27 protein-coding genes and 1 riboswitch are annotated in these 23144 nt (G+C 64.7%); of the genes, 22 read left to right on the forward strand and 5 right to left on the reverse strand.

All coding sequences use genetic code 11. The features are described from left to right. The first annotated feature begins 391 nt into the window (after positions 1 to 391). Genes B0G82_RS07800 through B0G82_RS07810 form a run of 4 tightly spaced genes read left to right on the forward strand, consistent with a single transcriptional unit; the run spans position 392 to position 2226 of the window. Complete coding sequence (locus tag B0G82_RS07800; RefSeq protein WP_121307092.1) at positions 392 to 574, forward strand: hypothetical protein; 183 nt, start codon at positions 392 to 394, stop codon at positions 572 to 574. Positions 575 to 619: 45 nt separating this feature from the next. Beyond that, positions 620 to 787: a DUF6726 family protein gene (locus B0G82_RS39370; RefSeq protein ID WP_308706150.1), complete on the forward strand. Its 168-nt coding sequence runs from the start codon at positions 620 to 622 to the stop codon at positions 785 to 787. Between the two features lie 3 nt (positions 788 to 790). Further along, on the forward strand, positions 791 to 1504 hold the full coding sequence (locus B0G82_RS07805) for a hypothetical protein (RefSeq protein WP_121307093.1): 714 nt from the start codon (positions 791 to 793) through the stop codon (positions 1502 to 1504). Positions 1505 to 1554: 50 nt separating this feature from the next. Continuing rightward, on the forward strand, positions 1555 to 2226 hold the full coding sequence (locus B0G82_RS07810; protein ID WP_121307094.1) for a flagellar basal body L-ring protein FlgH: 672 nt from the start codon (positions 1555 to 1557) through the stop codon (positions 2224 to 2226). Between the two features lie 73 nt (positions 2227 to 2299). On the opposite strand, the gene B0G82_RS07815 is transcribed toward B0G82_RS07810, so the two are convergent. The 5 genes from B0G82_RS07815 to B0G82_RS07835 all read right to left on the reverse strand — a co-directional run bounded on the left by B0G82_RS07815 (position 2300) and on the right by B0G82_RS07835 (position 7108). Beyond that, the gene (locus B0G82_RS07815) at positions 2300 to 3028 is read right to left on the reverse strand and encodes a response regulator (protein ID WP_106284176.1); all 729 of its coding nucleotides are present in this window, start codon (positions 3026 to 3028) and stop codon (positions 2300 to 2302) included. 91 nt (positions 3029 to 3119) lie between these two features. Continuing rightward, positions 3120 to 3761 carry a hypothetical protein gene (locus tag B0G82_RS07820; RefSeq protein ID WP_116143882.1) on the reverse strand — a complete coding sequence of 214 codons (642 nt, stop codon included), beginning with the start codon at positions 3759 to 3761 and terminating at the stop codon, positions 3120 to 3122. 78 nt (positions 3762 to 3839) lie between these two features. Continuing rightward, a complete protein-coding gene (locus B0G82_RS07825; RefSeq protein ID WP_116118415.1) occupies positions 3840 to 4310 on the reverse strand; it encodes a hypothetical protein in 471 nt (156 codons plus the stop codon). 240 nt (positions 4311 to 4550) lie between these two features. After that, on the reverse strand, positions 4551 to 5360 hold the full coding sequence (locus B0G82_RS07830) for an SDR family oxidoreductase (RefSeq protein WP_199730067.1): 810 nt from the start codon (positions 5358 to 5360) through the stop codon (positions 4551 to 4553). Continuing rightward, positions 5357 to 7108 (reverse strand): ABC transporter ATP-binding protein/permease, encoded by a 1752-nt coding sequence (locus B0G82_RS07835; protein ID WP_106284251.1) that lies wholly within the window; start codon positions 7106 to 7108, stop codon positions 5357 to 5359. The genes B0G82_RS07830 and B0G82_RS07835 overlap by 4 nt, the downstream gene beginning before the upstream one ends. 392 nt (positions 7109 to 7500) lie before the next feature. After that, a riboswitch (TPP riboswitch) is annotated at positions 7501 to 7624 on the forward strand. 216 nt (positions 7625 to 7840) lie between these two features. Between B0G82_RS07835 and B0G82_RS07840 the strand changes: the two genes are divergently transcribed. From B0G82_RS07840 to hisB, 18 genes are all read left to right on the forward strand, one after another. Further along, the gene (locus tag B0G82_RS07840) at positions 7841 to 8971 is read left to right on the forward strand and encodes an FAD-dependent oxidoreductase (RefSeq protein WP_121307096.1); all 1131 of its coding nucleotides are present in this window, start codon (positions 7841 to 7843) and stop codon (positions 8969 to 8971) included. An 81-nt stretch (positions 8972 to 9052) separates the two neighbouring features. After that, entirely contained in the window at positions 9053 to 9250 is a 198-nt protein-coding gene (gene thiS / locus B0G82_RS07845) for a sulfur carrier protein ThiS (RefSeq protein WP_106284181.1), read from the forward strand. Between the two features lie 56 nt (positions 9251 to 9306). Then, entirely contained in the window at positions 9307 to 10122 is an 816-nt protein-coding gene (locus tag B0G82_RS07850; RefSeq protein ID WP_116148748.1) for a thiazole synthase, read from the forward strand. Next, positions 10119 to 11222, forward strand: coding sequence for a thiamine phosphate synthase (thiE, locus tag B0G82_RS07855; RefSeq protein ID WP_121307097.1), 1104 nt, complete (start codon positions 10119 to 10121; stop codon positions 11220 to 11222). The genes B0G82_RS07850 and thiE overlap by 4 nt, the downstream gene beginning before the upstream one ends. Before the next feature lie 93 nt (positions 11223 to 11315). After that, positions 11316 to 12137: an ABC transporter ATP-binding protein gene (locus tag B0G82_RS07860; RefSeq protein WP_012434519.1), complete on the forward strand. Its 822-nt coding sequence runs from the start codon at positions 11316 to 11318 to the stop codon at positions 12135 to 12137. Then, a complete protein-coding gene (gene mlaE / locus B0G82_RS07865; protein ID WP_106284184.1) occupies positions 12134 to 12901 on the forward strand; it encodes a lipid asymmetry maintenance ABC transporter permease subunit MlaE in 768 nt (255 codons plus the stop codon). The genes B0G82_RS07860 and mlaE overlap by 4 nt, the downstream gene beginning before the upstream one ends. A 91-nt stretch (positions 12902 to 12992) precedes the next feature. Further along, the gene (gene mlaD, locus B0G82_RS07870) at positions 12993 to 13553 is read left to right on the forward strand and encodes an outer membrane lipid asymmetry maintenance protein MlaD (protein ID WP_121308637.1); all 561 of its coding nucleotides are present in this window, start codon (positions 12993 to 12995) and stop codon (positions 13551 to 13553) included. Positions 13554 to 13564: 11 nt separating this feature from the next. Further along, entirely contained in the window at positions 13565 to 14599 is a 1035-nt protein-coding gene (locus B0G82_RS07875) for a VacJ family lipoprotein (protein WP_116143890.1), read from the forward strand. Between the two features lie 114 nt (positions 14600 to 14713). Then, complete coding sequence (locus B0G82_RS07880) at positions 14714 to 15346, forward strand: ABC transporter substrate-binding protein (protein ID WP_121307098.1); 633 nt, start codon at positions 14714 to 14716, stop codon at positions 15344 to 15346. Beyond that, positions 15343 to 15636, forward strand: a complete 294-nt coding sequence (locus B0G82_RS07885; protein WP_106284187.1) for an STAS domain-containing protein — start codon at positions 15343 to 15345, stop codon at positions 15634 to 15636. The genes B0G82_RS07880 and B0G82_RS07885 overlap by 4 nt, the downstream gene beginning before the upstream one ends. Before the next feature lie 171 nt (positions 15637 to 15807). Further along, positions 15808 to 16740, forward strand: coding sequence for an ABC transporter ATP-binding protein (locus B0G82_RS07890; RefSeq protein ID WP_116143892.1), 933 nt, complete (start codon positions 15808 to 15810; stop codon positions 16738 to 16740). Further along, complete coding sequence (locus B0G82_RS07895; protein WP_116118407.1) at positions 16737 to 17492, forward strand: ABC transporter permease; 756 nt, start codon at positions 16737 to 16739, stop codon at positions 17490 to 17492. Before B0G82_RS07890 ends, B0G82_RS07895 begins: the two co-directional genes overlap by 4 nt. 15 nt (positions 17493 to 17507) lie before the next feature. Further along, positions 17508 to 17747, forward strand: coding sequence for a BolA family protein (locus B0G82_RS07900; RefSeq protein ID WP_006052280.1), 240 nt, complete (start codon positions 17508 to 17510; stop codon positions 17745 to 17747). 111 nt (positions 17748 to 17858) lie between these two features. Then, positions 17859 to 19121, forward strand: coding sequence for a UDP-N-acetylglucosamine 1-carboxyvinyltransferase (murA, locus tag B0G82_RS07905; protein ID WP_116143894.1), 1263 nt, complete (start codon positions 17859 to 17861; stop codon positions 19119 to 19121). After that, on the forward strand, positions 19118 to 19816 hold the full coding sequence (hisG, locus tag B0G82_RS07910; protein WP_121307099.1) for an ATP phosphoribosyltransferase: 699 nt from the start codon (positions 19118 to 19120) through the stop codon (positions 19814 to 19816). The genes murA and hisG overlap by 4 nt, the downstream gene beginning before the upstream one ends. Before the next feature lie 53 nt (positions 19817 to 19869). After that, positions 19870 to 21192, forward strand: coding sequence for a histidinol dehydrogenase (gene hisD, locus B0G82_RS07915; RefSeq protein WP_106284192.1), 1323 nt, complete (start codon positions 19870 to 19872; stop codon positions 21190 to 21192). A gap of 167 nt (positions 21193 to 21359) precedes the next feature. Beyond that, positions 21360 to 22430: a histidinol-phosphate transaminase gene (gene hisC / locus B0G82_RS07920; protein WP_116143895.1), complete on the forward strand. Its 1071-nt coding sequence runs from the start codon at positions 21360 to 21362 to the stop codon at positions 22428 to 22430. 102 nt (positions 22431 to 22532) lie between these two features. Beyond that, positions 22533 to 23120, forward strand: a complete 588-nt coding sequence (gene hisB, locus B0G82_RS07925; RefSeq protein WP_064267519.1) for an imidazoleglycerol-phosphate dehydratase HisB — start codon at positions 22533 to 22535, stop codon at positions 23118 to 23120. The last annotated feature ends 24 nt before the right edge of the window (positions 23121 to 23144 follow it).

Genomic DNA, 23144 nt, shown 5'->3' on the forward strand with positions numbered 1-23144 from the left:
TTTTCTTACCAACGCTTACGAGAGGCCGCGCCGCTTCGGCCGGCCCGCTTGTCAGGCCCGCTTTCAGGCCCGCTTTCAGGCCCGCTACGCAAGGCTCGCGGGATATTTCAGCCGCACCGTCTTTGGCAACGCGCGCGGCGGCGCCGATTTCGTTTCGCATCGCCAACATTCCTCGCAGGAAAGAATTTGCACGTATCTGGAACCGGTCGAAACAGGTCGGAACGGGTCGTAAGAACCGCCGGAAAGCGCGCTTTGCTTCGTGCATCGGCATTGCGCGGCCGCGAGATGATTCGTCGTGCAGTACGTTGCGCCGCATGCTGAAAACAGCCTAACGCCTTGGGCCCACGGCAGGCGGCGTGAAATCGAAACCTAGCGCCACGCGAGGCTCATCATGACCGTTCCCAGCAATCTCTCTTCAACCCGCTTTTCTTCTCTGGCGCCGACGCCGCCGGCCGGAAGACCCGCCGCCGCCAACAATCCGGACGCCGCCACGCCGACGCGAGAGTCTGGCGCTCAGACACCGCCGTCGCTGCCCACCGGGCTGGTCGGGCACCACGTCAATACGACCGCCTGACGTACCGAGGCCCACGTGTCGACTCCGAGAATTCTTCACCGCTTGATGCGTGTCGTTGCGTGGTTGACGCTCGGCGCGGCGCTGCTGCCACTGGGTGGCTGCGCCGTCGCCGCGCTGCCGTGCCGGCTGACTTCGGCCACGCTGAAAATCATCCCGGTCGTGGGCCATGCCGCGGCCTCGCCGTTCGACATGTGTTCATCCGCCATCGACTGAATCATGACACTCAAACGGATTGCCTGGGTGCTGGCATTGCTGGGCGCCGTGCTGTCGTCGACCGCGCAAGCGCGGCCGCCTGCGCGCGACGCAAGTGCTGCGGGCGCCGCATCGAAAGACCCTTCCACCGATGCGCGGCGGCGCTCGCAAGACGCGCCATTCGCGTTTCGTGGCATCGCGCTCGGCATCACGCTCGACGAATTCCGCGCGGGCTCGAGCGTGCGGGCGACGCCGCTCGGCAGCGTGCCGGTCTGCGAGACGGACGTGCAGGCGGGCGCGCTCGGCATGCGGCTGAAGTCGCACGACAGTCTGACGGTGGCGTGCCGCTGGGCGCATCGCGCGGACAATGGCTGGGCGGTGTCGCAAGCGGTGGTCGACGGCGCGCCGGCGCTGGAGCACGTGCTGCGCTTCGCGCGCGTGGACGGCCAAAGCGCGCTGCATCTATACGAGATTTCTTTCGTGATCGACGAGATCACCGCCGAAGATTTGCGCGACGCACTCGCGGACCGCTACGGGCCGCCGCGTCTCGCGACGCAGAACGCGTCGGCGACGGGCGCGATGCCCATGTACGTGTGGGAAAACGCGATGAGTTCGATCACGTTGTGCTTTCTGCCGGGCACGCGCAACGGCACGCTGACCTATCTTCTGAAGGGTTCGGATGCGTGGGTGAAGTCGGTGTTGCGGCAATGGCAGGCGAGCGGCGCGGAGGCGGGTTGATGAGCGCCGATGAGTGCGGCCGTGAGGCCCGTTTTCAACGAGGAGCATGCATGACTGCGCTACGTCTGGCTGTCGCGCTAGCTGCGGCGGCTTGCCTCGCGGCTTGCGCGAGCCAGCAGCAAAGCTCGATCGTCGATACGCCGATGGCGCCGCCGCTCGCCTCGGCGCCGCTGAACGTCAACACGCAAGGCGCGATCTATCAGGCCGGCACGCCGCTGCTGCTATACGAAACACCGCGCGCCCAGCATATCGGCGACGTGCTGACCATTCGCCTTGCGGAATCGTACAGCGGCAACAACAGCGCGACCGCGGCGGCGAGCCGCTCGAGCAGCATCACCGCCGACGCCGCCGATCATTCCACCAACGCCGCCGCGCGGCTCGCGCGACTGTTCAACATCGGCTCGGCGAGCACCGAATACAAAGGGCAGGGCAGTCTGACCGACGTCAGCGGCATGAGCGGCACGCTTGCTGTCACCGTGATCGGCACCATGTCTACCGGCAATCTTGTGGTGTCGGGCGAGAAGGTGATCGCAATGAGCGGCAACCGCGACCGGCTGCGCCTGTCGGGCATCGTCAATCCTAAGGATATCGAAGCGGGCAATTACGTGGCGTCGAGCAAGGTGGCGAACGCGCGCATCGAGCAGGCCGGCGTGGGCATGGTATCCGACGCCACGACGATGGGCTGGCTGCAGAGAATGTTCATGAGCGTGCTGACGTTCTGAGCCGTCGGCGCGCTACAGGTCTGAGACGCAGGCGACACATGAAGTGGACAGTCCATTGCACTTCACGCACCCGTCAGGCGCTGCGTTCAGCCGCGCCCATTTCACCGTCGGGCACGAACACATAGCCGCGTCCCCACACGGTTTGCACGTAGCGCGGCTCGGAAGGGTCCACTTCGATCAGCCGGCGCAAACGCCAGATCGACACGTCCAGGCTGCGATTGCGATGCACCTCGCTATTGCCGTGCAGTTTCTCCAGCAACTGCGCGCGCGTCAGCACGGTCATTGCATGGCTGACGAATACCTTCAGCATGGCGAATTCGCTCGAACGCAGCGTGATGCGCTCGCCATCCCGGCGTAACTCGCGCGCCGGAAAATTGACTTCGAAACGGCCGAAGCGGTACGGCGCGCGCTGCTCCGGCGCGCTCGGCGCAATCGTGCCGCGACGGCGCAGCACAGTGCGAATCCGCGCGACCAGCTCGCTCGGTTCGAAGGGTTTGCCGAGATAGTCGTCCGCGCCGAGTTCGAGGCCGATCACGCGGTCGATCGGATCGGAGCGCGCGGTCAGCAGAATCACGGGGATGTCGTCGCCGGCCACGCGCAAGGCGCGCAGTGCGCTGATGCCGTCGAGCTCCGGCATCATGATGTCGAGTACGATCAAGGCGGGGCGCTCGTCCTGCAAACGACGCTGCAGCGCCAGGCCGTTCTGGAGCGTGTCGACTTTGAAGCCGCGCCCTTGCAGGTAGCCGCTGACGAGCTCACGTACGACGGGGTCGTCGTCGACGACGAGAATGGATTGGTTCATTCAGGTCATCTTAGAGAAGCACGCGCGCGGAGCAAAGCGCGTAACGCTTTCGAATCCTTTCCCGTGTAAGAGATGGCAAGAGCCCGCGTGACTAGTTCGCCTGCGAGGTCTGGATGGTCTGCAGCGGCTGCCGCGCGAAGTCGGTTCGATCGACCACCATTCGCTCGATCAGCCCGTTGAGCTTGGTCGACGCCGAAGAGAAGCGATCGGTGTTCAGGCCGCCGGTCTGATAGCGGGCGGTGACGAGAATGCGGCCGTTCTGGATCAGCGTCAGGTCGATGATCGACAGATACTGGATCGTCTCGTCGCTGAACGAGCGGCGGCCATAATCGATTGCGGCGTTATAGACGAGGCGCGCCTCGCAGCCGGCGGGCGAGGTGCCCGGATTGTAGACGTCCGAACGAATGCCGCGCCGGTCGAGCGCGAGTTGCAGCGCCGGCACGAAATCGCCCACCGACACGTTCTGATTGACCTCGATACAGACGTTGCTCACTTCGGCCGGCCTGCCGTTGACGAAGGTCGGCGACGAATAGTTCGCCGCGATCGCGTAGCCCGCCTGAATCACGGAGCCGGTGGCGTCGGCGGCCTGGATCAATGTCCAGGCGCAGCCGTTCAGGCCAACCGCCAGCGTGGCGGATACGGTGAGCCACGCGCAGGGACGCCGCAACGCGACCCACGCGGCCCGTGGGGCTCGCGTGAAAGCATAGGCGCGCATGCTCGGCACGAAGGTCATGGGGCGGCGCCTGGTAGCGGTTGGTGGAGGCGGTGAGTCACGGCGAATCACCTCGGGTAACTGCAGTCAGGATCACGCTCAGCGCGTGACGCGCAGACGCAGTTCGTTTTGCCCCTGCACGTTCGCCGTGACGCTGACGCGCCGCTCGGCGGTGGTGACGATGAAATGCTGGCGCGTCGGCGTGTTGACGTCATGCACGACGTTCGGGAAGCAGGCGGCGATATCGGCGCCGAATTCCTCGAGCGGATCGGTGACGACGCCGTCGGCTTGCCAGTGCGCGCGCCAGTGGCAATCGTAGGCGTGCGTGTTGGCGCGGCAGTCGTCGGCGCTTGACGTGCCCGGCAATTGCGCGGCGGCCTGGGTCTGCAACTGCCGGAAATCAGCGGCATCGACGATATGTTTGAGCGCGGGGCAAACGTCGGCCGGTTCGTTGGCCAGATTGGCCTGAGTCGCCTGGGCTGCGTGCGCAACGCTCGTGACGAGCAGCGCGGCGCCGAGAGCTAGCGCCAGGCGCTGGGTCAAAGGATGGGAGCGGCGATCGAATGACATGGACGGAGACTCCAGTAGCGATGAATGACGTGGGGCAGGACCGGGTACGGCCCGCACGGCTATCGTCGCCGCTGGGAGGCATTTCCAAAGCGCGGAACAGCTTAGGCGCTTCGCAAATGCTTTCGAATTCTTCTCGCGTGTTTCGGGATGTTGCGGTGTATTGCGCTGGGAGCGCGAAGGAATGCGGCGGCGGCCGCCGCCGCGATCTGGTGTGGCTGAGTGAGGCAGTTCGCCCGTCGCTCAACCAAGCGTGAGGCCACCGTCCACATGAATCACTTGGCCGGTGATATGACGCGCTTCATCGGAAAGCAGGAACGCGATCAGCGCGGCGACATCCGCGGGTTCGGCGACATGCCCGAGCGGCGTCGCCTCTGCGGCGCGAGTCCATACCGATGCATTATCGGCACTCGGCCCGCGATCTTTACGGGTATAGCCGGGCGCCACGCAATTGACCGTCACGCCATGCGGTGCAAGCTCGGCGGCCGCGGTTTTCGCCAGCGACTCGAGCGCCGCTTTCGCAGCAGCCGTCGCGGCAAACGGCGTGTCCGCGCGATAGCGATGCGCGACGAACGAACTGAGCGCGACCACGCGGCCGCGCTTAGAGGTTTCCAACGCGGGCGTCGCGCGTCTGACGAGCGCCGCGAACGCCGCCGGCATCGCCGCGAAGGCTGCGCTCAGCGCGTCGGGATCGAGCGCATTCAGCGTTTGGCGCTGCGCGTGTCCTGCGTTGGCGACCAGTTGATCGAGTGCGCCGAAGCTCGCCAGCGTTTGATGAATCACATGTTCCGCCGCGCCGCGTTCGGCGAGATCGCCGAACACCGTCGCGCAGCGCGCACCGTTCGCGCTGCAATCGGCGGCGACTTGCGCGAGCCGTTCACGCGCTTCCTGATCCGCGCCGCGTGCGTGCAACATCAAGGCCGAGCGCGGCGCGGCGATGCGTCTGGCCAATGCCGCGCCGATGCCGGAGCCCGCGCCGGTGATCAGCACGACGCGCTCGAAGCCGGCGCTGCCCGCGTCGTTCAGGTCGCTGACGCGGCTCATAGTGGTCATGCCGCGACCGCTTCGCCCGAGCGCTCGACGTCGAGCGTCTCGTCATGGAACGCAGCCAGCGACTCGCGATGCGCGACGCTGACAATCGCCGCCTTCGGCAGCCGCTCGGTGAACAGGCGATACAGACGCGCTTCGTTTTCCGCGTCGAGCGCGCTAGTGGCTTCGTCGAGGAACAGATAGTCCGGCTTGTGCAGCAGCACGCGAGCGGCGGCGAGGCGCTGTTGCTCGCCCGGCGACAGAATACGGGTCCAGTGTCCCGTTTCCTGCAAACGGTCCGCGTATTCCGACAGATGACAGACGACGAGCGCTTCGCGGCATTCGTCGTCCGTGTAGGTGTCGGCGGCGGACGGATAGGCGAGCGCCGCTTTGAGCGTGCCGATCGGCATGTAGCTGACCTGCGGAATGAACATCATGCGCGCGTTGACCGGGGCGTCGATCGAACCATCGCCGAACGGCCACAAGCCGGCGAGCGCGCGCATCAGCGTGCTCTTGCCCGAGCCCGACGGGCCGCGCACCAGCCAGCGCGAGCCCGGCTGAATCGCGACATCGCGAATGCGCGACAACGGATTGCCGTTGGGCAGGGCGAGCTTGAGGCCGTCGGTGGAGAGCTTGTCCTCGTCGACGAAATGCAGATTGATGCCGCCATGCGCGGTAGCCGGCGAGACCGATTCCTTCAAACGCGGCGCGTGCACCACGCGCTTGAATTCACGCAACCGGTTCACGGTAGCGCGCCATTCGACCAAAGTGCCGTAACTGTTGATGAACCACGAAAACGAATCGCTGACCGTGCCGAAGGCGCTGGAGATCTGCATCAGCACGCCGAATGTGAAGGCGCCGGCGAAGTAGCGCGGTGCGGCGACCACCAGCGGGAAGATGATCGCGATCTGGCCGTAGAAGCTCAGCACGAAGGTGAGCCGCTTGGTGTACTTCATCACCTGCCACCAGTTGTCGCGGATACGGCCGAACAGCGAATGCGCGTTCTTCTTCTCGGTCTCCATGCCGTTATAGAAGGCGATCTGTTCGGCGTTTTCACGCAGACGGATCAGGCCGAAACGGAAATCCGCCTCGACTTTCTGCGCCTGATAGTTGATCGGCACGAGCGGATGGCCGACCTTCTGGATGATCAGCGAACCGACCACGGCGTAGAGCGCAGCGGCCCACACCATGTAGCCGGGAATCTCAATCGGCATGCCGCCGAGCGAAATGGTCAGCGCGCCGGCTAGCGACCACAGGATCGTGATGAACGACACCAGCGTGACGACGGTGGACAGCAGGTCGAGCGTCAGCGAGAGCGTGCTGGTGGCGAACGACTGGAGGTCGTCGCTGATCCGCTGGTCGGGGTTGTCGGCGAGGCGGTCGCGCTCGATCCGGTAGAAGGCGCTGTCGTTCAGCCACTCGTTCAGGTAGCGCGTGGTCAGCCACTGGCGCCAGCGGAAGCCGAGCATCTGGCGTAGGTAACGGCCGTACACCGCGAGAATGATGAAGCCGAACGCGAGCCCCGAGAACACCATCAGCAGGTGCGGGAAGTCGTGCACGTTCTTGGTTTGCAGCGCGTTGTAGAAGTCGGCGCTCCAGCGGTTCAGCCGTACGTTGATCCACACCACGAGCAGATTCATCACGATGATCGCGATGAGCAGGCCCCAGGCCGTTTTTCGTTCTTCGGAAACCCAGTAAGGTTTGATCAGGCTCCAGGCGGAGACTTTTTCGTCCGGCGGCAGCACGGGGCTGGCAGAGGTATTCGGTGTCATGAGCATCCTGAAGTAGTGCTGGCCCATCGGGGTGGCCCATTGGGGCTGACCCCGTTCGGGCAGCTCGTCTGCGGGCTGCCCTGCGGCGGGTTTGCGGTACATGCCCGGGCGTCGTGCTCGACGAACGCACGCCTGAGTGAGCGTCAGATTCTGGCGTGAAGCCCTTAAGCGAAAATTAATTTGCGCCGCGAGGCCCCGCGCCGCTGCAGTTGCGAACACGGCGGGACGGCGTGCCGCCCGCGCCGCGTCCGTGCGGCGTCCTGTGCTGGCATTGTGCCAGAGCGCCGCCTTCGGCCGCATTGATAACGTGAAAGATGGTGTCGGATCAAATCGCGCGCGACGCGGCCAGCCGCTGGTTTGCGGGCGCCGCGCCTTTTATGGTCTAATGACCTTCGACGAAACAGGGGTGCTTCGCGCACAGGCGGCATGATTTTCATGGCGCGGCGGCGAGGCTGAGAGACACCCTTTGCACCCGATCCGGGTAATACCGGCGCGGGAAGTTTCCGGAAGCAGCCAGTCTTCCATTCCCCGCCGGGCAGCGTCCGTCATTGGATCGCGCATTGCCTGGCCGGCCTCACCCGCCGGTTTCGTCCTGGGTACGAGCGCTTTGTTGCCGTACGGAAAGGACTCGATGACCGCCTATTCTTCAGATATGTGTTTTGCTCTTCGTCACGCCGCCGTCGGCGCGCGGTGCTTCAGCTTTGCTTGCCGTCCTGAAACGGAGTGTGCGCGATGACGCGTTCTGCACAACCCGATTTCGCCGTGCTCGGCGGTGGCCTGTGCGGGCGGCTGGTGGCGTGGCGGCTCGCCGGTCAGGGGCATCGCGTGGCGCTCTATGAACGTGGCGATGCCGCCGGCACGCAATCGGCCGCGTGGGTCGCCGCGGCGATGCTGGCACCGCTCGCGGAAGCCGCCAGCGCCGAACTGCTGATCACCCGTCTCGGCGCGAGTTCGCTCGACACCTGGCCGCAAGTGCTGGCCGAACTTCCTGAGCCGGTGTTCTTTCAGCGCAACGGCACGCTGGTCGTCTGGCATCACGCCGACCGCACCGAAGCGCCGCTATTCGAACGCCGGGTGCGCTCGAACGCTCCGGATGAATTGCTGGACGGCGGCTTCGTCACCCTGGCGGGCGCGCAGCTCGGCGCCGCCGAGCCTGCTTTGGCGGGCCGTTTCAACCAGGGCTGGCTGCTGCCGCGTGAAGGCCAGCTGGACAACCGTCAGGTGCTGACCGCGCTGGCTGCGGGCCTCGCGCAACGCGGCGTCGACACGCACTGGAATACGCCGGTCGACGAGCGTGCGCTGCCGCCCGCGCGTATCACAATCGATTGCCGCGGCCTCGGCGCGAAGTCCGTGCTGCCTACGCTGCGCGGCATTCGTGGCGAAGTCGCGCGCGTGCATGCGCCCGGTATCAAGCTGACGCGGCCGGTGCGGCTGCTGCATCCACGCTATCCGCTCTACATTGCGCCGAAGCAGGACGATCTCTACGTGATCGGCGCGACCGAAGTGGAAGGCGAGGACATGTCGCCGGTCAGCGTGCGCTCCGCGCTCGAACTGCTGAGCGCGGCGTTTTCCGTGCATCCCGGCTTCGGCGAGGCACGCATCCTCGAACTGAATTCGCAGTGCCGCCCAACTCTGCCGGACCACCGTCCGGCGTTGCTGTGGGACGGCGCGCAGACACTGCGCGTGAACGGCCTGTACCGGCACGGCTACATGATCGTGCCCGAAGTCGCCGACGAAGCCGTGCGCTTCGCCGCGGCGCTGCTCGACGGCCGCATCGGCGACGCCGATGCCTTCGCCGACTGGCAGCGCGACGCGCGCTGGAGCGAGCTTTTTCAACTGGACTCCGCGCGGGAGCCGGCATGAGCGTTGCGCGACCCGTCATGACTCAGACGAGCGCTGCCCGCCACGCCGCTTTCGCCATCGACTGAAACGTATTCGAACACCATGGACATTCATATCAATCAGAAGCCGTTGTCGCTGCCCGAGGGCGCGACTGTCGCGGACGCGCTGACCGCGTTCGGCGCGCGTCCGCCGTTTGCGGTCGCCTTGAACGGCGACTTCGTGGCGCGCACCCAGCACGCGGCGCGCGCGCTGCAAGCGGGCGACAGGCTCGATGTCGTGCAACCCGTGGCTGGCGGCTGAACGACCGCCATGCATTGCCTGAAACGCCGGATTGCCGGAGACAAAAGATTATGCAAATGACTTCCCCAAATACCGCCGACGCGCTCACGCTCTACGGCCAGACTTTCGCGAGCCGCGTGCTGCTTGGCACCTCGCGTTATCCGTCGCTGCAATCGCTATCCGATTCGATCGATGCCGCGCGGCCCGGCATGGTGACTGTCGCGCTGCGCCGGCAAATGAACGAAGGCGGCGCGGAAGCCGGCTTCTTCGATCTGCTGAAGCGCCACGGCGTACCGCTACTGCCGAACACGGCCGGCTGCCTGACCGTCGGCGAGGCGGTGACGACCGCGCATATGGCGCGCGAAATCTTCGAAACCGAGTGGATCAAGCTCGAACTGATCGGCGACGATTACACGCTGCAGCCCGACCCGGTCGGCCTGATCGAAGCGGCCGCGCAATTGGTCAAGGACGGCTTCAAGGTGCTGCCGTATTGCACCGAAGACCTCGTGATCGGCCGTCGCTTGCTGGACGCCGGCTGTGAAGCGTTGATGCCGTGGGGCGCGCCGATCGGCACCGGCAAGGGCGTGATCAATCCATATGGCCTGCGCGTGTTGCGTGAGCGTCTGCCGGACGTGCCGCTGATCGTCGACGCCGGTCTCGGCGTGCCGTCGCATGCGGCGCAGGTGATGGAATGGGGCTTCGACGGCGTGTTGCTCAACACCGCGGTTTCGCAGGCCACTCATCCCGACGCGATGGCGCGCGCCTTCGCGCTGGGCGTCGAAGCGGGGCGCCAGGCTTTTCTGGCGGGGCCGATGGCCGAGCGCGAAAGCGCGCACGCGAGCACGCCGGTGGTCGGCATGCCGTTCTGGCATCAAGACGGGAGCGCCGCATGACGCAGACATTGACATTGAAAGACCGCGACCTGTTCTGGCCGCCCGCCGACGAACTCACCGAAGCCGCCGAGCGCATCCGCGCCCGGCTGGGCGACTGGCCGCCGACGCATGCGCCGTGGCGCATCTGCCTGACCGCGCCGGACGAGCCGAACGGCGGCGATCTGATCGTGATCGCCGACGCGCAGCAGCATGGCGAGCAGATGGCGCGCTGGCTGGTGCGGGGCGCCGGCGTGATCGAAGCCGCCGAGGACAAGGCCACACTGCATCTGGGCGGCGAAAAATACCGCCTCGACGGTCATCTGGCGGAAGACTGGATTGCCGCGCTGGCGGCGTTCCTCGACTGCGGCTTCGACCCGCATGACGCACTGGTGCTGGCGCTCGCCTGGCGCGACGGCGACGAAACCCGTGCCGACGACGCCTTTCCCGCCGATCTGAGCCATTTTCCGCGTCTCGCCGGTTTGCCTGACGCCCCTGCCCAGGCGTTCGCGCGCTGCCCGGACCGGCTGGGCCTGTATCCGGTGCTGCCGACGGCGGAATGGGTCGAACGCGTGGTGGGCTTCGGCGTGAAGACGGTGCAGTTGCGCCGCAAATCAGCTGAGCCTGCCGATGAGCTGAAGCATGAAATTGCCCGCTGCGTGGCCGTCGGCCGTCGGCACGACGCTCAGGTGTTCATCAATGACCACTGGCAGGCCGCACTCGACGCCGGCGCCTACGGCGTCCACCTCGGCCAGGAAGACCTGCACACGGCCGACCTCGCGGCGCTGGCAGCGGGAGGCGTCCGCTTGGGCCTGTCGACCCACGGTTTCTACGAGATTCTGAAAGCGCTGCATTTCCGGCCAAGCTACATCGCATTGGGCGCGGTGTTTCCGACCACCACCAAAGTTATGCCGACCGCGCCGCAGGGCCTCAGGCGTCTGGCCCGCTACGTGCGCCTGCTCGACGGCGTCGTTCCGATGGTGGCGATCGGCGGAATCGACCTGCAGGTCCTGCCTGACGTGCTGGCGACGGGTGTCGGCTGCGCGGCCGTGGTGCGGGCGGTGACGGAAGCGGCGGATCCGGCCGCCGCAGTTTCTGCACTGCAGCAAGGGTTTACGCGATAATCCTATGATTAGTTAAGGGACAGGGCACCCTCACGGCAACTTTTGCACGGTGGCCCTATAATTCGCCTTCCGTGTAAAAGGACTGTCCGTTTCGTGTCTTCCTCCCCCGAGACCTTACTCGAGCTGCGCGACGTCGACTTCGGTTACGGCGACCGGCTCGTTCTGTCGAACCTGAACCTGCGCTTCAAGCGCGGCCAGGTGGTCGCGGTCATGGGCGGGTCGGGTTGCGGCAAGACCACCGTGCTGCGTCTGATCGGCGGCCTGGTGCGCGCGCAGCGCGGCCAGATCCTGTTCCAGGGCCAGGACATCGGCCGGCAGACGCGCGACGGCCTTTACGCTCTGCGCCGCAAGATGGGCATGCTGTTCCAGTTCGGCGCGCTGTTCACCGACATGTCCGTGTTCGAAAACGTCGCCTTCGCGCTGCGTGAACACACTGACCTTCCTGAAGAACTGATCCGCGACCTCGTGCTGATGAAGCTCAACGCGGTCGGTCTGCGCGGCGCGCGCGACCTGGCGCCGTCGGAGATTTCGGGCGGCATGGCGCGGCGCGTGGCGCTGGCGCGCGCCATCGCGCTCGATCCCGAGCTGATGATGTACGACGAGCCGTTCGCCGGTCTCGATCCGATTTCGCTCGGCATCACCGCGAACCTGATTCGCGCGCTCAATCAGGCGCTCGGCGCCACCTCGATTCTCGTCACACACGACGTGCCCGAATCGTTCGCGATCGCCGATTACGTCTACTTTCTCGCCAACGGCGGGGTTCACGCCGAAGGCACGCCCGCCGAATTGCGCGCGTCGACCGATCCCACCGTGCGCCAGTTCATCGACGGCGCGCCCGACGGTCCCTTCAAATTTCACTATCCCAGCAAGACGCCGCTCGCGGCGGACTTCGGCATCGGCGGAGGTCAGTCATGATCAGTGCGATCGGCCGCTCGGTGATCGACGGACTGGGCACAGCCGGCTACGCCACGCGTTTTTTCTTCCGGCTGCTGCTCGAGTTTTTTCCGTTGCTGCGCCGTCCGCGTCTTGTCACGAAGCAGATCCACTTCGTAGGTAATTATTCGCTGGTGATCATCGCGGTGTCGGGTCTGTTCGTCGGCTTCGTGCTCGGCTTGCAGGGCTACTACACGCTGAACCGCTACGGTTCCGAGCAGGCGCTCGGCCTGCTGGTCGCGCTGTCGCTCGTGCGCGAACTCGGCCCGGTGGTCACGGCGCTGCTGTTCGCCGGGCGCGCCGGCACGTCGCTCACCGCCGAGATCGGCTTGATGAAGGCGGGCGAGCAACTGACCGCGATGGAAATGATGGCCGTCGACCCGGTCAAGGTGGTGGTCGCGCCGCGTCTGTGGGCCGGCATCATCTCGATGCCGATCCTCGCCGCGATCTTCAGCGCGGTCGGCGTATTCGGTGGTTATGTGGTGGGCGTGCTGCTGATCGGCGTCGATGCTGGCGCGTTCTGGTCGCAGATGCAAGGCGGCGTCGATGTCTGGCGCGACGTCGGCGCAGGCGTTATCAAGAGCGTGGTGTTCGGCCTCGCGGTGACGTTCGTTGCGCTGTTTCAAGGCTACGAAGCCAAGCCGACGCCGGAAGGCGTGTCGCGCGCCACGACCAAGACGGTCGTGTACGCGTCGCTTGCGGTGCTCGGCCTCGATTTTCTGCTGACCGCACTGATGTTCAGCTAAGACTGCGCTGCACGTTTTCCGCCGGCGGCGCGTCACGGGACGCGCGCGGCGGGGAGTGTCTGCGGCGTGGCGGATTCACTTTGGGATGACGATGAAAAAGACTGCTGCTCTCGACTTCTGGGTCGGCCTGTTCGTGGTGCTGGGTTTCGTGGCGTTGCTGTTTCTCGCGCTGAAGGCCGGCAACATGAGCTCGTTGTCGTTCCAGGCAACCTATCCGGTCAAGCTCAAGTTCGACAATATTGGCGGACTGAAGGCGCGCGCGCCCGTGAAGAGCGCGGGTGTGACGGTCGGCCGGGTCGCTTCGATCGGCTTCGACAGTAACGCGTATCAGGCGCTCGTCACGATCGACCTCGACAAGCAATACCAGTTTCCGAAAGACACCTCGGCGAAGATCCTGACTTCGGGGCTGCTCGGCGAGCAATACATCGGGCTCGAACCCGGCGGCGACAGCGAAATGCTCAAGGCGGGCGACACCATCTCCATGACGCAATCGGCGATCGTGCTGGAAAACCTCATCGGCCAGTTTCTGTATAGCAAAGCGGCCGACTCGGGTGCGTCCAAGCCTGGCGCGGCGGCGGGTACTCCCGCGCAGGCGCCTGCCGCAGCGCCTGCGGCGTCGAGCCTGCCCGCCTCCGGCGCGGCCGCTCAATAAGGAGAACAAGAATGCAGACCACACGCATCGGCGGCGCGCGCGCCTTCCAGGCCTGCAAGCTGGCGGTAGGCGCAGCGCTGCTCGCCGGCTGTACGACTGTCCAGACGCCGACCAAGGGCGACCCGCTCGAAGGTTTGAACCGCACGATCTTCACCGTCAACGACAAGCTCGATCAATACGCGCTCAAGCCGGTCGCGAAGGGCTACGTATTCATCACGCCGCAGCCGGTTCGCGACAGCGTGACGAACTTCTTTTCGAACATCGGCGACGTCTACATTGCGGCGAACAACCTGCTGCAGTTGAAGATCACCGACGGTGTCGAAGACATCATGCGGATCGTGATCAACACGGTATTCGGCGTTGGCGGTCTGTTCGACGTGGCAACGCTCGCCAAGCTGCCCAAGCACGACAACGACCTTGGCCTCACGCTTGGCCATTACGGCGTGCCGGCGGGCCCATACCTCGTGTTGCCGCTGTTCGGGCCGAGCACCGTGCGCGACGCGGTCGGCTCGATCGGCAATTACTATGTGAATCCGCTCAGCTACATTCATCCGGATGGTCTGAGCTGGGCGCTGTACGGGCTGAACGTCGTCAACACGCGCGCGAATCTGCTGAACGCGAGCGATGTGCTGGAAGGCGCGGCTCTCGACAAATATTCGTTCGTGCGTAACGCGTATTTGCAACGCCGTCAGTACCTGCTGTCGGACGGCAAGCAGGCGCAGGGCCTGCCGAACTACGGCGACGAAGCGCCGCTGCCGAAGTACGACGACGTCGACAGCGGTGCGGCGGGTGCGCCGGCAGGCGCTGTTTCCGGCACGGCGGGCACGCAGGGTGCTGCGGCGGCGAAGGCGGCGCCGGCTTCGGGTGCGACCGCGGCAACGCCACCGCAGGCGGCGTCCGGCACGGCAGCCGCGCCGGAGGCCGCATCGGGCAGCTCCGAATCGCCGCCACTGGACCTGAACGGGGGCCCCGAGACGACGCAGATCCCGGCCGGCCAGCTGGTGCCGCCGTCGCGTTTCAACTTCCCGTCATTCAAATTGCGTTGATCGTGCTGCCGTAACAGATCGATACGACTCTCGCAGTTTGCGCATGGATTGCTGCTGAACTCGCGTGTTAATGTCGGCTCAAACGGTTGCACTATTTTTAAGGCAAGGCTCCAAATGAAAAAATTCTTCCTGATTCCGCTGTTCGTCGCGTTGTTCTCGTTTGCCAGTGCCGGCGCGTCCGCTCAGACGGTCGACTCCAATTCACCCGACGGCATGATCAAGACCGTCACCCAGCAGGTGATCGACGCAATTCGCGCGGACAAGTCGATCCAGCAGGGCGACATCTCGCACATCACGAAGCTGGTCAACGAGAAGATCTTGCCGTACACGGATTTCCGCCGCACCACGCAACTGGCGATGGGCCGCAACTGGCGCACCGCGTCGCCGGAGCAGCAGAACGCGGTGGTCGAGCAGTTCAAGATGCTGCTGATCCGTACGTACTCGGGCGCACTGGCTCAGGTGCGCGATCAGCAGATCCAGTACAAGCCGTTCCGCATGAACCCGGACGACACCGACACGGTGGTGCGCTCGGTGGTGATGAACAACGGCTCGCCGATCGAACTCGACTACCGTCTGTACAAAACGCCGCAAGGCTGGCGCGTGTATGACATCAACGTGCTCGGCGCATGGCTGATCCAGGCGTATCAGCAGCAGTTCAACGAGCAGATCCAGCAGAAGGGTGTGGACGGACTGATCCAGTTCCTCACGCAGCGCAACCAGCAACTCGCCGCGGGCAAGCAGTCGTGAGCGAAGTGCTGAGCCCTGTCGCCAGCCGCTTCGAGAGCGGTGCGACACTAACCCACGCGAGCGCGAATGCCGCACTCGCGGCGGGTTTGCAGCGTATTGCGGCGGGCGCCAACGGTGTGGACTGCGCGCCGCTCGCGCAGTTCGATTCGTCCGCGCTGGCCGTCCTCCTGGCGTGGCAGCGTGCCGCCCAGGCACGCGGCGCCACGTTTGAGATCGTGAATCTGCCGGCTGGTCTCGCCAGTCTCGCGCAAGCCTACGGCGTCGATACCCTCATCGGCGCGCGACATTGACGCTCTAACGCGTCATCTCCGAACACCTCCTACTGAGATAGGGCCACGGATTTTTGCCCTATAATCAAACGTTTTTTGGGGCGCCTAACCGGCCCCAATTCCGTTCCTTCCAAGCATTTGCGCGCCCCCTCGGGGCTCCTTTAGGCGCCGCGACGCACGCGGCCCACAGTCATGTCAGCCATAGAAATTCGTAACGTCAAGAAGCGCTACAAGGATTTGCAGGCGCTCAAGGGCGTCAGCCTCACAGTTGAAGAAGGCGAGTTCTTCGGACTGCTCGGTCCGAACGGCGCGGGCAAGACGACGCTCATCAGCATCCTCGCCGGGCTCGCGCGCGCCGATGAAGGCAGCATCGCGGTGCGCGGCCACGACGTCGTCAACGATTTCCGCGACGCGCGCCGCGCGCTCGGCGTGGTGCCCCAGGAACTGGTGTTCGATCCGTTCTTCACGGTCCGCGAAACCTTGCGCATCCAGTCCGGCTATTACGGGCTGCGCAACAACGACGCGTGGATCGACGAGATCATGGCCAATCTCGACCTCACCGACAAAGCCGACGCCAACATGCGCGCGCTGTCGGGCGGCATGAAGCGCCGCGTGCTGGTCGCGCAGGCGCTGGTGCATCGTCCGCCGGTGATCGTGCTCGACGAGCCGACCGCGGGCGTCGACGTCGAATTGCGGCAAACGTTGTGGAAGTTCATTTCGCGCCTGAACCGCGAAGGCCACACCATTGTGCTGACTACGCACTATCTGGAAGAAGCCGAATCGCTGTGCGACCGCATTGCGATGTTGCGGCGCGGCGAGGTCGTGGCGCTCGAACGCACCAGCACGCTGCTGCAACGCTTTGCCGGCATGCAACTATTCCTGCGGTTCACGCAAGGCGTCTTGCCGGTCGATCTGCGTCCGCTCGAAGTGGACAGCGGCACGGGCAACGGCAATGGCCGTCAGCATCTGCTGCGTCTGGCAAGCTACGACGACGTCGAGAAAATCCTCGCGCAGTGCCGCGCGGCGGGCTGCGTATTCGAAGAAATCGAGGTCCGCAAAGCCGATCTCGAAGATGTGTTCGTTCAGGTGATGAACGGTCCGGAAGTGATCGAGGGGCTTGCATGAGCGGTTTCCGTACGCTGTTTTACAAAGAGCTCCTGCGTTTCTGGAAGGTGGCGTTCCAGACGGTGCTGGCGCCGGTCATCACCGCGCTCCTGTATCTGACGATTTTCGGCCACGCTTTGCGCGGTCACGTGGAGGTTTATCCGGGCGTCGAATACACGAGTTTCCTGATCCCGGGTCTCGTGATGATGAGCGTGTTGCAAAATGCGTTTGCCAATAGTTCGTCGTCGCTGATCCAGTCGAAGATCACGGGCAACCTGGTGTTCGTGCTGCTGCCGCCGCTGTCGCACTACGAGATGTTCGGCGCCTACGTGCTGGCGGCCGTGGCGCGCGGGTTGGCGGTCGGCTTCGGCGTATTCATCGTGACGATCTGGTTCGTGCCGGTCAGTTTCACCGCGCCGCTCTACATCATCCTGTTCGCGATTTTCGGCGCGGCGATTCTCGGCACGCTCGGTTTGATCGCTGGCATCTGGGCTGACAAATTCGATCAGCTTGCGGCGTTTCAAAATTTTCTGATCATGCCGCTCACGTTCCTCTCGGGCGTGTTCTACTCCACGCACACGCTGCCGCCGGTGTGGCGCGAAGTGTCGCGGCTGAATCCCTTTTTCTACATGATCGACGGCTTTCGCTACGGTTTCTTCGGGATGTCGGATATCAATCCGCTCGCGAGCCTCGCGATCGTTGCCGGTTTCTTTGTGGTGCTGGCCGTGGTGGCGATGCGCATGCTCGCTTCCGGCTACAAACTGCGCCACTGATCAGGAGCTTCTCTTATGTTGCCGACTCCCGAACAGGTCAAGCAATACATCGCGGCTGGGCTCGCCTGCCAGCATCTCGAAGTCGAAGGCGACGGCCAGCATTTCTTTGCGACCATCGTTTCGCCGAGCTTCGAAGGCAAGCGTCTGATCCAGCGACATCAACTCGTGTATGCGGCGCTCGGCGATCGCATGCGCGAAGAGATCCACGCGCTCAGCATGAAGACGCTGACGCCCGCCGAATGGCAGAACGCGTAATCTGGAAATTTAGTGCGAATTACTCAAGAAGGGCGTGACGCCGGTAGCGGCGCGCCGAACACAGTCAAAGCAGCCCCGGCCGAAGTCCGGGTCAATCAGGAACTGACAGGCATGGATAAACTCGTCATTGAAGGTGGCTACCCGCTGTCGGGTGAAGTCGTCGTCTCGGGTGCGAAGAATGCGGCGTTGCCGATTCTGTGCGCGAGTCTGCTCAGCGCGGAGCCAGTGCATCTGGACAACGTGCCCGACCTGCAGGACGTGCGCACAATGCTCAAACTGCTCGGCCAGATGGGCGTGCAGATCGAAAGCGGCGACGGGCGCGTGTCGCTGAACGCGGCGAAGGTGGATAACCTCGTCGCGCCGTACGAAATGGTGAAGACCATGCGCGCGTCGATCCTCGTGCTCGGCCCACTGGTGGCGCGCTTCGGTCACGCGCGTGTTTCGCTGCCGGGTGGCTGCGCGATCGGCGCGCGTCCGGTGGATCAGCACATCAAGGGCCTGCAGGCCATGGGCGCCGAGATCACGATCGAGCACGGCTTCATCGAAGCACGCGCGAAGCGTCTGAAGGGCGCACGTATCGTTACCGACATGATCACCGTGACCGGCACTGAAAACCTGCTGATGGCAGCGGTGCTGGCCGAAGGTGAAACCGTCATCGAGAACGCGGCGCGTGAGCCGGAAGTCGGCGACCTCGCGCATCTGCTGGTCGCGATGGGCGCGAAGATCGAAGGCATCGGCACGGATCGCCTTGTGATCCAGGGCGTCGACAAGCTGCACGGTGCGAAGCACACGGTGATTCCGGATCGCATCGAAGCCGGCACGTTCCTGTGCGCGGTGGCGGCAGCCGGTGGCGACGTCACGCTGCGCAAGGTGCGTCCGCTGATTCTCGAAGCGGTGACCGAAAAGCTGCGCGAAGCCGGCGTCACGGTCGAAGAGGGCGACGACTGGATGCGCGTGCGCATGGACAAGCGCCCGAGCGCGGTCACCTTCCGCACCTCCGAATACCCCGCGTTCCCGACGGACATGCAGGCGCAGTTCATGGCGCTGAACACGATCGCGACGGGCACCTCGCAGGTTGTCGAGACGATCTTCGAAAACCGCTTCATGCACGTGCAGGAACTGAACCGCCTGGGCGCCAATATCACGATTGACGGCAACACCGCGCTCGTGACCGGCGTCGAACAGCTGTCCGGCGCGAAAGTGATGGCGACCGATCTGCGCGCGTCGGCGAGTCTCGTGATCGCGGCGTTGCGTGCCGACGGTGAAACGCTGATCGACCGGATCTATCACCTCGACCGCGGTTACGACCGCATGGAAACCAAGCTCACCGCGCTCGGCGCGAAGGTGCGCCGGGTTTCGGGTAGCCAGGCATGAGCGCCGTGCCGCAAACTTCGGCATCGCCGGCAGTGAGCGCGCCGCTCACGCTGGCGCTGTCGAAAGGGCGTATCTTCGAGGAAACGTTGCCGCTGCTCGCCGCAGCCGGCATCGAAGTGGCCGAAGACCCGGAGACCTCGCGCAAGCTGATTCTGCCGACCACCGACGCGAACCTGCGCGTGATCATCGTGCGCGCCACCGACGTGCCGACCTATGTCGAATACGGCGCGGCCGACTTCGGCGTGGCGGGCAAAGACGTGCTGCTCGAACACGGCGGCAGCGGCCTGTACCAGCCGGTCGACCTGGATATTGCGCGCTGCCGCATGTCGGTCGCGGTCGCCGCCGGTTTCGATTATGCGAGCGCGGTGCGCCAGGGCGCGCGCTTGCGCGTCGCGACCAAGTACGTTGAAACCGCGCGTGAGCATTTCGCCGCCAAGGGCGTGCACGTCGATCTGATCAAGCTGTACGGTTCGATGGAACTGGCGCCGCTGGTCGGTCTCGCCGATGCGATCGTCGACCTGGTGAGCTCGGGCAACACCTTGCGCGCCAACAATCTGGTCGAGGTGGAGGAGATCATGCAGATTTCGTCGCGCCTCGTGGTGAACCAGGCGGCGCTGAAGCTCAAGCGCGCCGCGTTGCGGCCGATCCTCGACGCGTTCGAACGCGCGTCGAAGGCCGGCGCCACGACGGCCTGATAGCGTCAGTGTGACCACGTTCTAAAGCGCGCCTTACCGAAACGGATACCCGTATGTCTATCAAGATTCGCAAGCTCGATTCCGCCGCTCCCGACTTCCAGAAGTCGCTGCACGCGGTGCTCGCATTCGAGGCGAGCGAAGACGAAGCAATCGAGCGCTCGGTCGCGCAGATTCTGAACGACGTGAAGGCGCGCGGCGACGCCGCGGTGCTCGAATACACGCAACGCTTCGACCGTGTCGAGGCAAAGAGCGTCGACGCGCTCGAGTTGCCGATGGCGGAGCTGGAGGCGGCGCTCGAAAGCCTCGAACCGAAGCGCCGCGCGGCGCTCGAAGCGGCGGCGGCGCGCGTGCGCGGTTACCACGAGAAGCAGAAGATTGAATGCGGCAGCCATAGCTGGCAGTACACGGAAGCCGACGGCACCGTGCTCGGCCAGAAAGTCACGCCGCTGGATCGCGCGGGCATTTATGTGCCGGGCGGCAAGGCGGCATATCCGTCGTCGGTGCTGATGAATGCGATTCCGGCGCGAGTGGCCGGTGTGCGCGAAATCGTCATGGTCGTGCCCACGCCGGACGGTGTGAAGAATCCGCTGGTGCTCGCGGCCGCGCTGCTGGGCGGCGTGGACCGCGTGTTCACGATCGGCGGCGCGCAGGCGGTCGGCGCGCTGGCGTACGGCACGGCAACCATTCCCGCAGTCGACAAGATCTGCGGTCCCGGCAATGCGTATGTCGCGTCGGCCAAGCGCCGCGTATTCGGCACGGTCGGCATCGACATGATCGCCGGGCCGTCGGAAATCCTCGTGCTGTGCGACGGCACCACGGACCCGCGCTGGGTCGCGATGGACCTGTTCTCGCAAGCCGAGCACGACGAGCTCGCGCAGTCCATCCTGCTGTGCCCGGACGACGCGTTCATCGGCCGCGTGAAAGACGCGATCGACGAACTGTTGCCTACCATGCCGCGCCGCGATGTGATCCAGGCATCGCTCGAAGGCCGTGGCGCGCTGATCAAGGTGCGCGACATGGAGCAAGCCTGCGCGATCGCCAACGACATCGCCCCGGAACACCTCGAAATCTCCGCGCTGGAGCCGCATCAGTGGGGCCAGCTGATCCGCCATGCCGGCGCGATCTTCCTCGGCCGCTACACGAGCGAAAGCCTCGGCGACTACTGCGCGGGGCCGAATCACGTTTTGCCTACGTCTCGTACCGCACGGTTCTCGTCTCCCTTGGGCGTCTATGATTTCTTCAAGCGTTCGAGCGTGATCGAGGTCAGCGCGGACGGCGCGCAGACGCTCGGCGAGATCGCCGCCGAGCTCGCTTACGGCGAAGGCCTGCAGGCGCATGCCCGTAGCGCCGAATACCGGATGCGGCAGAACAGCTGAACGCGCTTGATCCGGCGCTGAAGGCGCGGACGTCGAACCGGCCCGCGAACAGCGGCGACGGATTGCGCGTGGTTCTTCGTTTAATAAAGACAATACAGACAACCTGGGGCGGCCCGCATGCCGCCAACGCCGGGCCGGCGTTCCCTTGCGACCGGCTTTACCGACCTATGACGACACCTCAAGACATCATCCGCCGCGACGTGCTCGCGATGACGAGCTATCCCGTTCCGGACGCCACGGGCTATATCAAGCTCGACGCGATGGAAAATCCGTTCACGCTGCCGCCCGTGCTGGCCGCGCATCTGGGCGAGCATCTGGCCGGCGTTGCGCTGAATCGCTATCCGGCGCCGCGTCCTGACGCGCTGATCGAGAAGATCAAGCGTGTGATGGGCGTGCCGGCCGGCTGCGACGTGCTGCTCGGCAACGGCTCGGATGAAATCATCAGCATGGTGTCGATCGCGTGTGCGCAGCCGGGCGCCAAGGTGCTCGCGCCGGTACCGGGTTTCGTCATGTATCAGATGTCGGCGAAGCTGGCGAATCTCGAGTTCATCGGCGTGCCGCTGAAAGCGGATTTCACGCTCGACACCGAAGCGATGCTGGCCGCGATCGCGGAACACCAGCCGGCGATCATCTATCTTGCCTACCCGAACAACCCGACCGGCACGCTGTACGACGACGCCGACATGGAGCGCATCATCGCGGCGGCCAACAAGAGCCTGGTGGTGATCGACGAGGCTTATCAGCCGTTCGCGCAACAAAGCTGGCTGCCGCGCGCCGACGCGTTCGATAACGTCGTTGTCATGCGCACGGTCTCCAAGCTCGGCCTTGCCGGCATCCGTCTCGGCTATCTGGCGGGCAAACCCGGCTGGCTGACCGAATTCGATAAAGTGCGGCCGCCGTACAACACCAACGTGCTCACGCAAGCCGCCGCCGATTTCCTGCTCGACCATGTCGACGTGCTCGACTCGCAAGCGGCGCAATTGCGCGACGAACGCACGAAACTCGCGCACGCGGTGTCCCGATTACCGGGCGCCGAAGTGTTCCCGAGCGCCGGCAACTTCCTGCTGGTGCGCGTGCCCGACGCGTCGGTTCTGTTCGAAACGCTACTCACGGCGCGGGTTCTGATCAAAAACGTGAGTAAAATGCATCCATTGCTGGCTAATTGCGTGCGGTTGACCGTCGGTTCGGCGGAAGAAAACGCGCAATTGCTCGCCGGACTGAAACTCGTGCTGAACTGAACGGCCGCGCTGGCGCTTTTCCATATGGTGGGAAGGCGCGCGTGGCCCGCCGTTTTTTCACCCCACTACCTGTCGCTTTCTAGCTAGATTCGAGGAATTACCATGCGCCTTGCGGAAGTCGTTCGCAACACCAGCGAAACGCAGATCCGTGTGAAGATCAATCTGGACGGCACCGGTCAGCAAAAGCTGGCCACCGGCGTGCCGTTTCTGGACCACATGCTCGACCAGATCGCGCGGCATGGATTGTTCGACCTCGAAATCGAAGCGCATGGCGACCTGCATATCGACGACCACCACACGGTCGAAGACACCGGCATCACGCTCGGCCAGGCCGTCGCGAAAGCGATTGGGGACCGCAAGGGCATCCGCCGCTACGGTCATTCGTACGTGCCGCTCGACGAGGCGCTGTCGCGCGTCGTGATTGATTTCTCGGGCCGTCCGGGTCTCGAATTCCATGTGCCGTTCACGCGTGCGCGCATCGGCACGTTCGACGTCGATCTGTCCATCGAGTTTTTCCGCGGTTTCGTGAATCACGCCGGCGTCACTTTGCATATCGACAACCTGCGCGGCCTGAACGCCCACCATCAGATGGAAACGGTGTTCAAGGCGTTCGGGCGTGCGTTGCGCATGGCCACCGAACTGGACGAACGCGCGGCGGGGCAGATTCCGTCGACCAAGGGCAGCCTCTAAGCCCTCAATAGCCGGTTCATAGGC

It is taken from the genome of Paraburkholderia sp. BL17N1 (genome assembly GCF_003634175.1).
GTDB lineage: Bacteria > Pseudomonadota > Gammaproteobacteria > Burkholderiales > Burkholderiaceae > Paraburkholderia.

What these genes read in the sequence shown, in the direction of transcription:
- B0G82_RS07805 (WP_121307093.1), top strand. Translation starts at nt 791, where the DNA reads ATGACACTCAAACGGATTGCCTGGGTGCTGGCATTGCTGGGCGCCGTG.
- B0G82_RS07895 (WP_116118407.1), top strand. Translation starts at nt 16,737, where the DNA reads ATGAGCGGTTTCCGTACGCTGTTTTACAAAGAGCTCCTGCGTTTCTGG.
- hisG (WP_121307099.1), top strand. Translation starts at nt 19,118, where the DNA reads ATGAGCGCCGTGCCGCAAACTTCGGCATCGCCGGCAGTGAGCGCGCCG.
- B0G82_RS07890 (WP_116143892.1), top strand. Translation starts at nt 15,808, where the DNA reads ATGTCAGCCATAGAAATTCGTAACGTCAAGAAGCGCTACAAGGATTTG.
- hisB (WP_064267519.1), top strand. Translation starts at nt 22,533, where the DNA reads ATGCGCCTTGCGGAAGTCGTTCGCAACACCAGCGAAACGCAGATCCGT.
- hisC (WP_116143895.1), top strand. Translation starts at nt 21,360, where the DNA reads ATGACGACACCTCAAGACATCATCCGCCGCGACGTGCTCGCGATGACG.
- hisD (WP_106284192.1), top strand. Translation starts at nt 19,870, where the DNA reads ATGTCTATCAAGATTCGCAAGCTCGATTCCGCCGCTCCCGACTTCCAG.
- B0G82_RS07825 (WP_116118415.1), bottom strand. Translation starts at nt 4,310, where the DNA reads ATGTCATTCGATCGCCGCTCCCATCCTTTGACCCAGCGCCTGGCGCTA.
- B0G82_RS07835 (WP_106284251.1), bottom strand. Translation starts at nt 7,108, where the DNA reads ATGACACCGAATACCTCTGCCAGCCCCGTGCTGCCGCCGGACGAAAAA.
- mlaD (WP_121308637.1), top strand. Translation starts at nt 12,993, where the DNA reads ATGAAAAAGACTGCTGCTCTCGACTTCTGGGTCGGCCTGTTCGTGGTG.
- thiE (WP_121307097.1), top strand. Translation starts at nt 10,119, where the DNA reads ATGACGCAGACATTGACATTGAAAGACCGCGACCTGTTCTGGCCGCCC.
- B0G82_RS07800 (WP_121307092.1), top strand. Translation starts at nt 392, where the DNA reads ATGACCGTTCCCAGCAATCTCTCTTCAACCCGCTTTTCTTCTCTGGCG.
- B0G82_RS07900 (WP_006052280.1), top strand. Translation starts at nt 17,508, where the DNA reads ATGTTGCCGACTCCCGAACAGGTCAAGCAATACATCGCGGCTGGGCTC.
- B0G82_RS07840 (WP_121307096.1), top strand. Translation starts at nt 7,841, where the DNA reads ATGACGCGTTCTGCACAACCCGATTTCGCCGTGCTCGGCGGTGGCCTG.
- B0G82_RS07875 (WP_116143890.1), top strand. Translation starts at nt 13,565, where the DNA reads ATGCAGACCACACGCATCGGCGGCGCGCGCGCCTTCCAGGCCTGCAAG.
- B0G82_RS07850 (WP_116148748.1), top strand. Translation starts at nt 9,307, where the DNA reads ATGACTTCCCCAAATACCGCCGACGCGCTCACGCTCTACGGCCAGACT.
- thiS (WP_106284181.1), top strand. Translation starts at nt 9,053, where the DNA reads ATGGACATTCATATCAATCAGAAGCCGTTGTCGCTGCCCGAGGGCGCG.
- murA (WP_116143894.1), top strand. Translation starts at nt 17,859, where the DNA reads ATGGATAAACTCGTCATTGAAGGTGGCTACCCGCTGTCGGGTGAAGTC.
- B0G82_RS07880 (WP_121307098.1), top strand. Translation starts at nt 14,714, where the DNA reads ATGAAAAAATTCTTCCTGATTCCGCTGTTCGTCGCGTTGTTCTCGTTT.
- B0G82_RS07810 (WP_121307094.1), top strand. Translation starts at nt 1,555, where the DNA reads ATGACTGCGCTACGTCTGGCTGTCGCGCTAGCTGCGGCGGCTTGCCTC.
- mlaE (WP_106284184.1), top strand. Translation starts at nt 12,134, where the DNA reads ATGATCAGTGCGATCGGCCGCTCGGTGATCGACGGACTGGGCACAGCC.
- B0G82_RS07815 (WP_106284176.1), bottom strand. Translation starts at nt 3,028, where the DNA reads ATGAACCAATCCATTCTCGTCGTCGACGACGACCCCGTCGTACGTGAG.
- B0G82_RS39370 (WP_308706150.1), top strand. Translation starts at nt 620, where the DNA reads ATGCGTGTCGTTGCGTGGTTGACGCTCGGCGCGGCGCTGCTGCCACTG.
- B0G82_RS07830 (WP_199730067.1), bottom strand. Translation starts at nt 5,360, where the DNA reads ATGACCACTATGAGCCGCGTCAGCGACCTGAACGACGCGGGCAGCGCC.
- B0G82_RS07820 (WP_116143882.1), bottom strand. Translation starts at nt 3,761, where the DNA reads ATGACCTTCGTGCCGAGCATGCGCGCCTATGCTTTCACGCGAGCCCCA.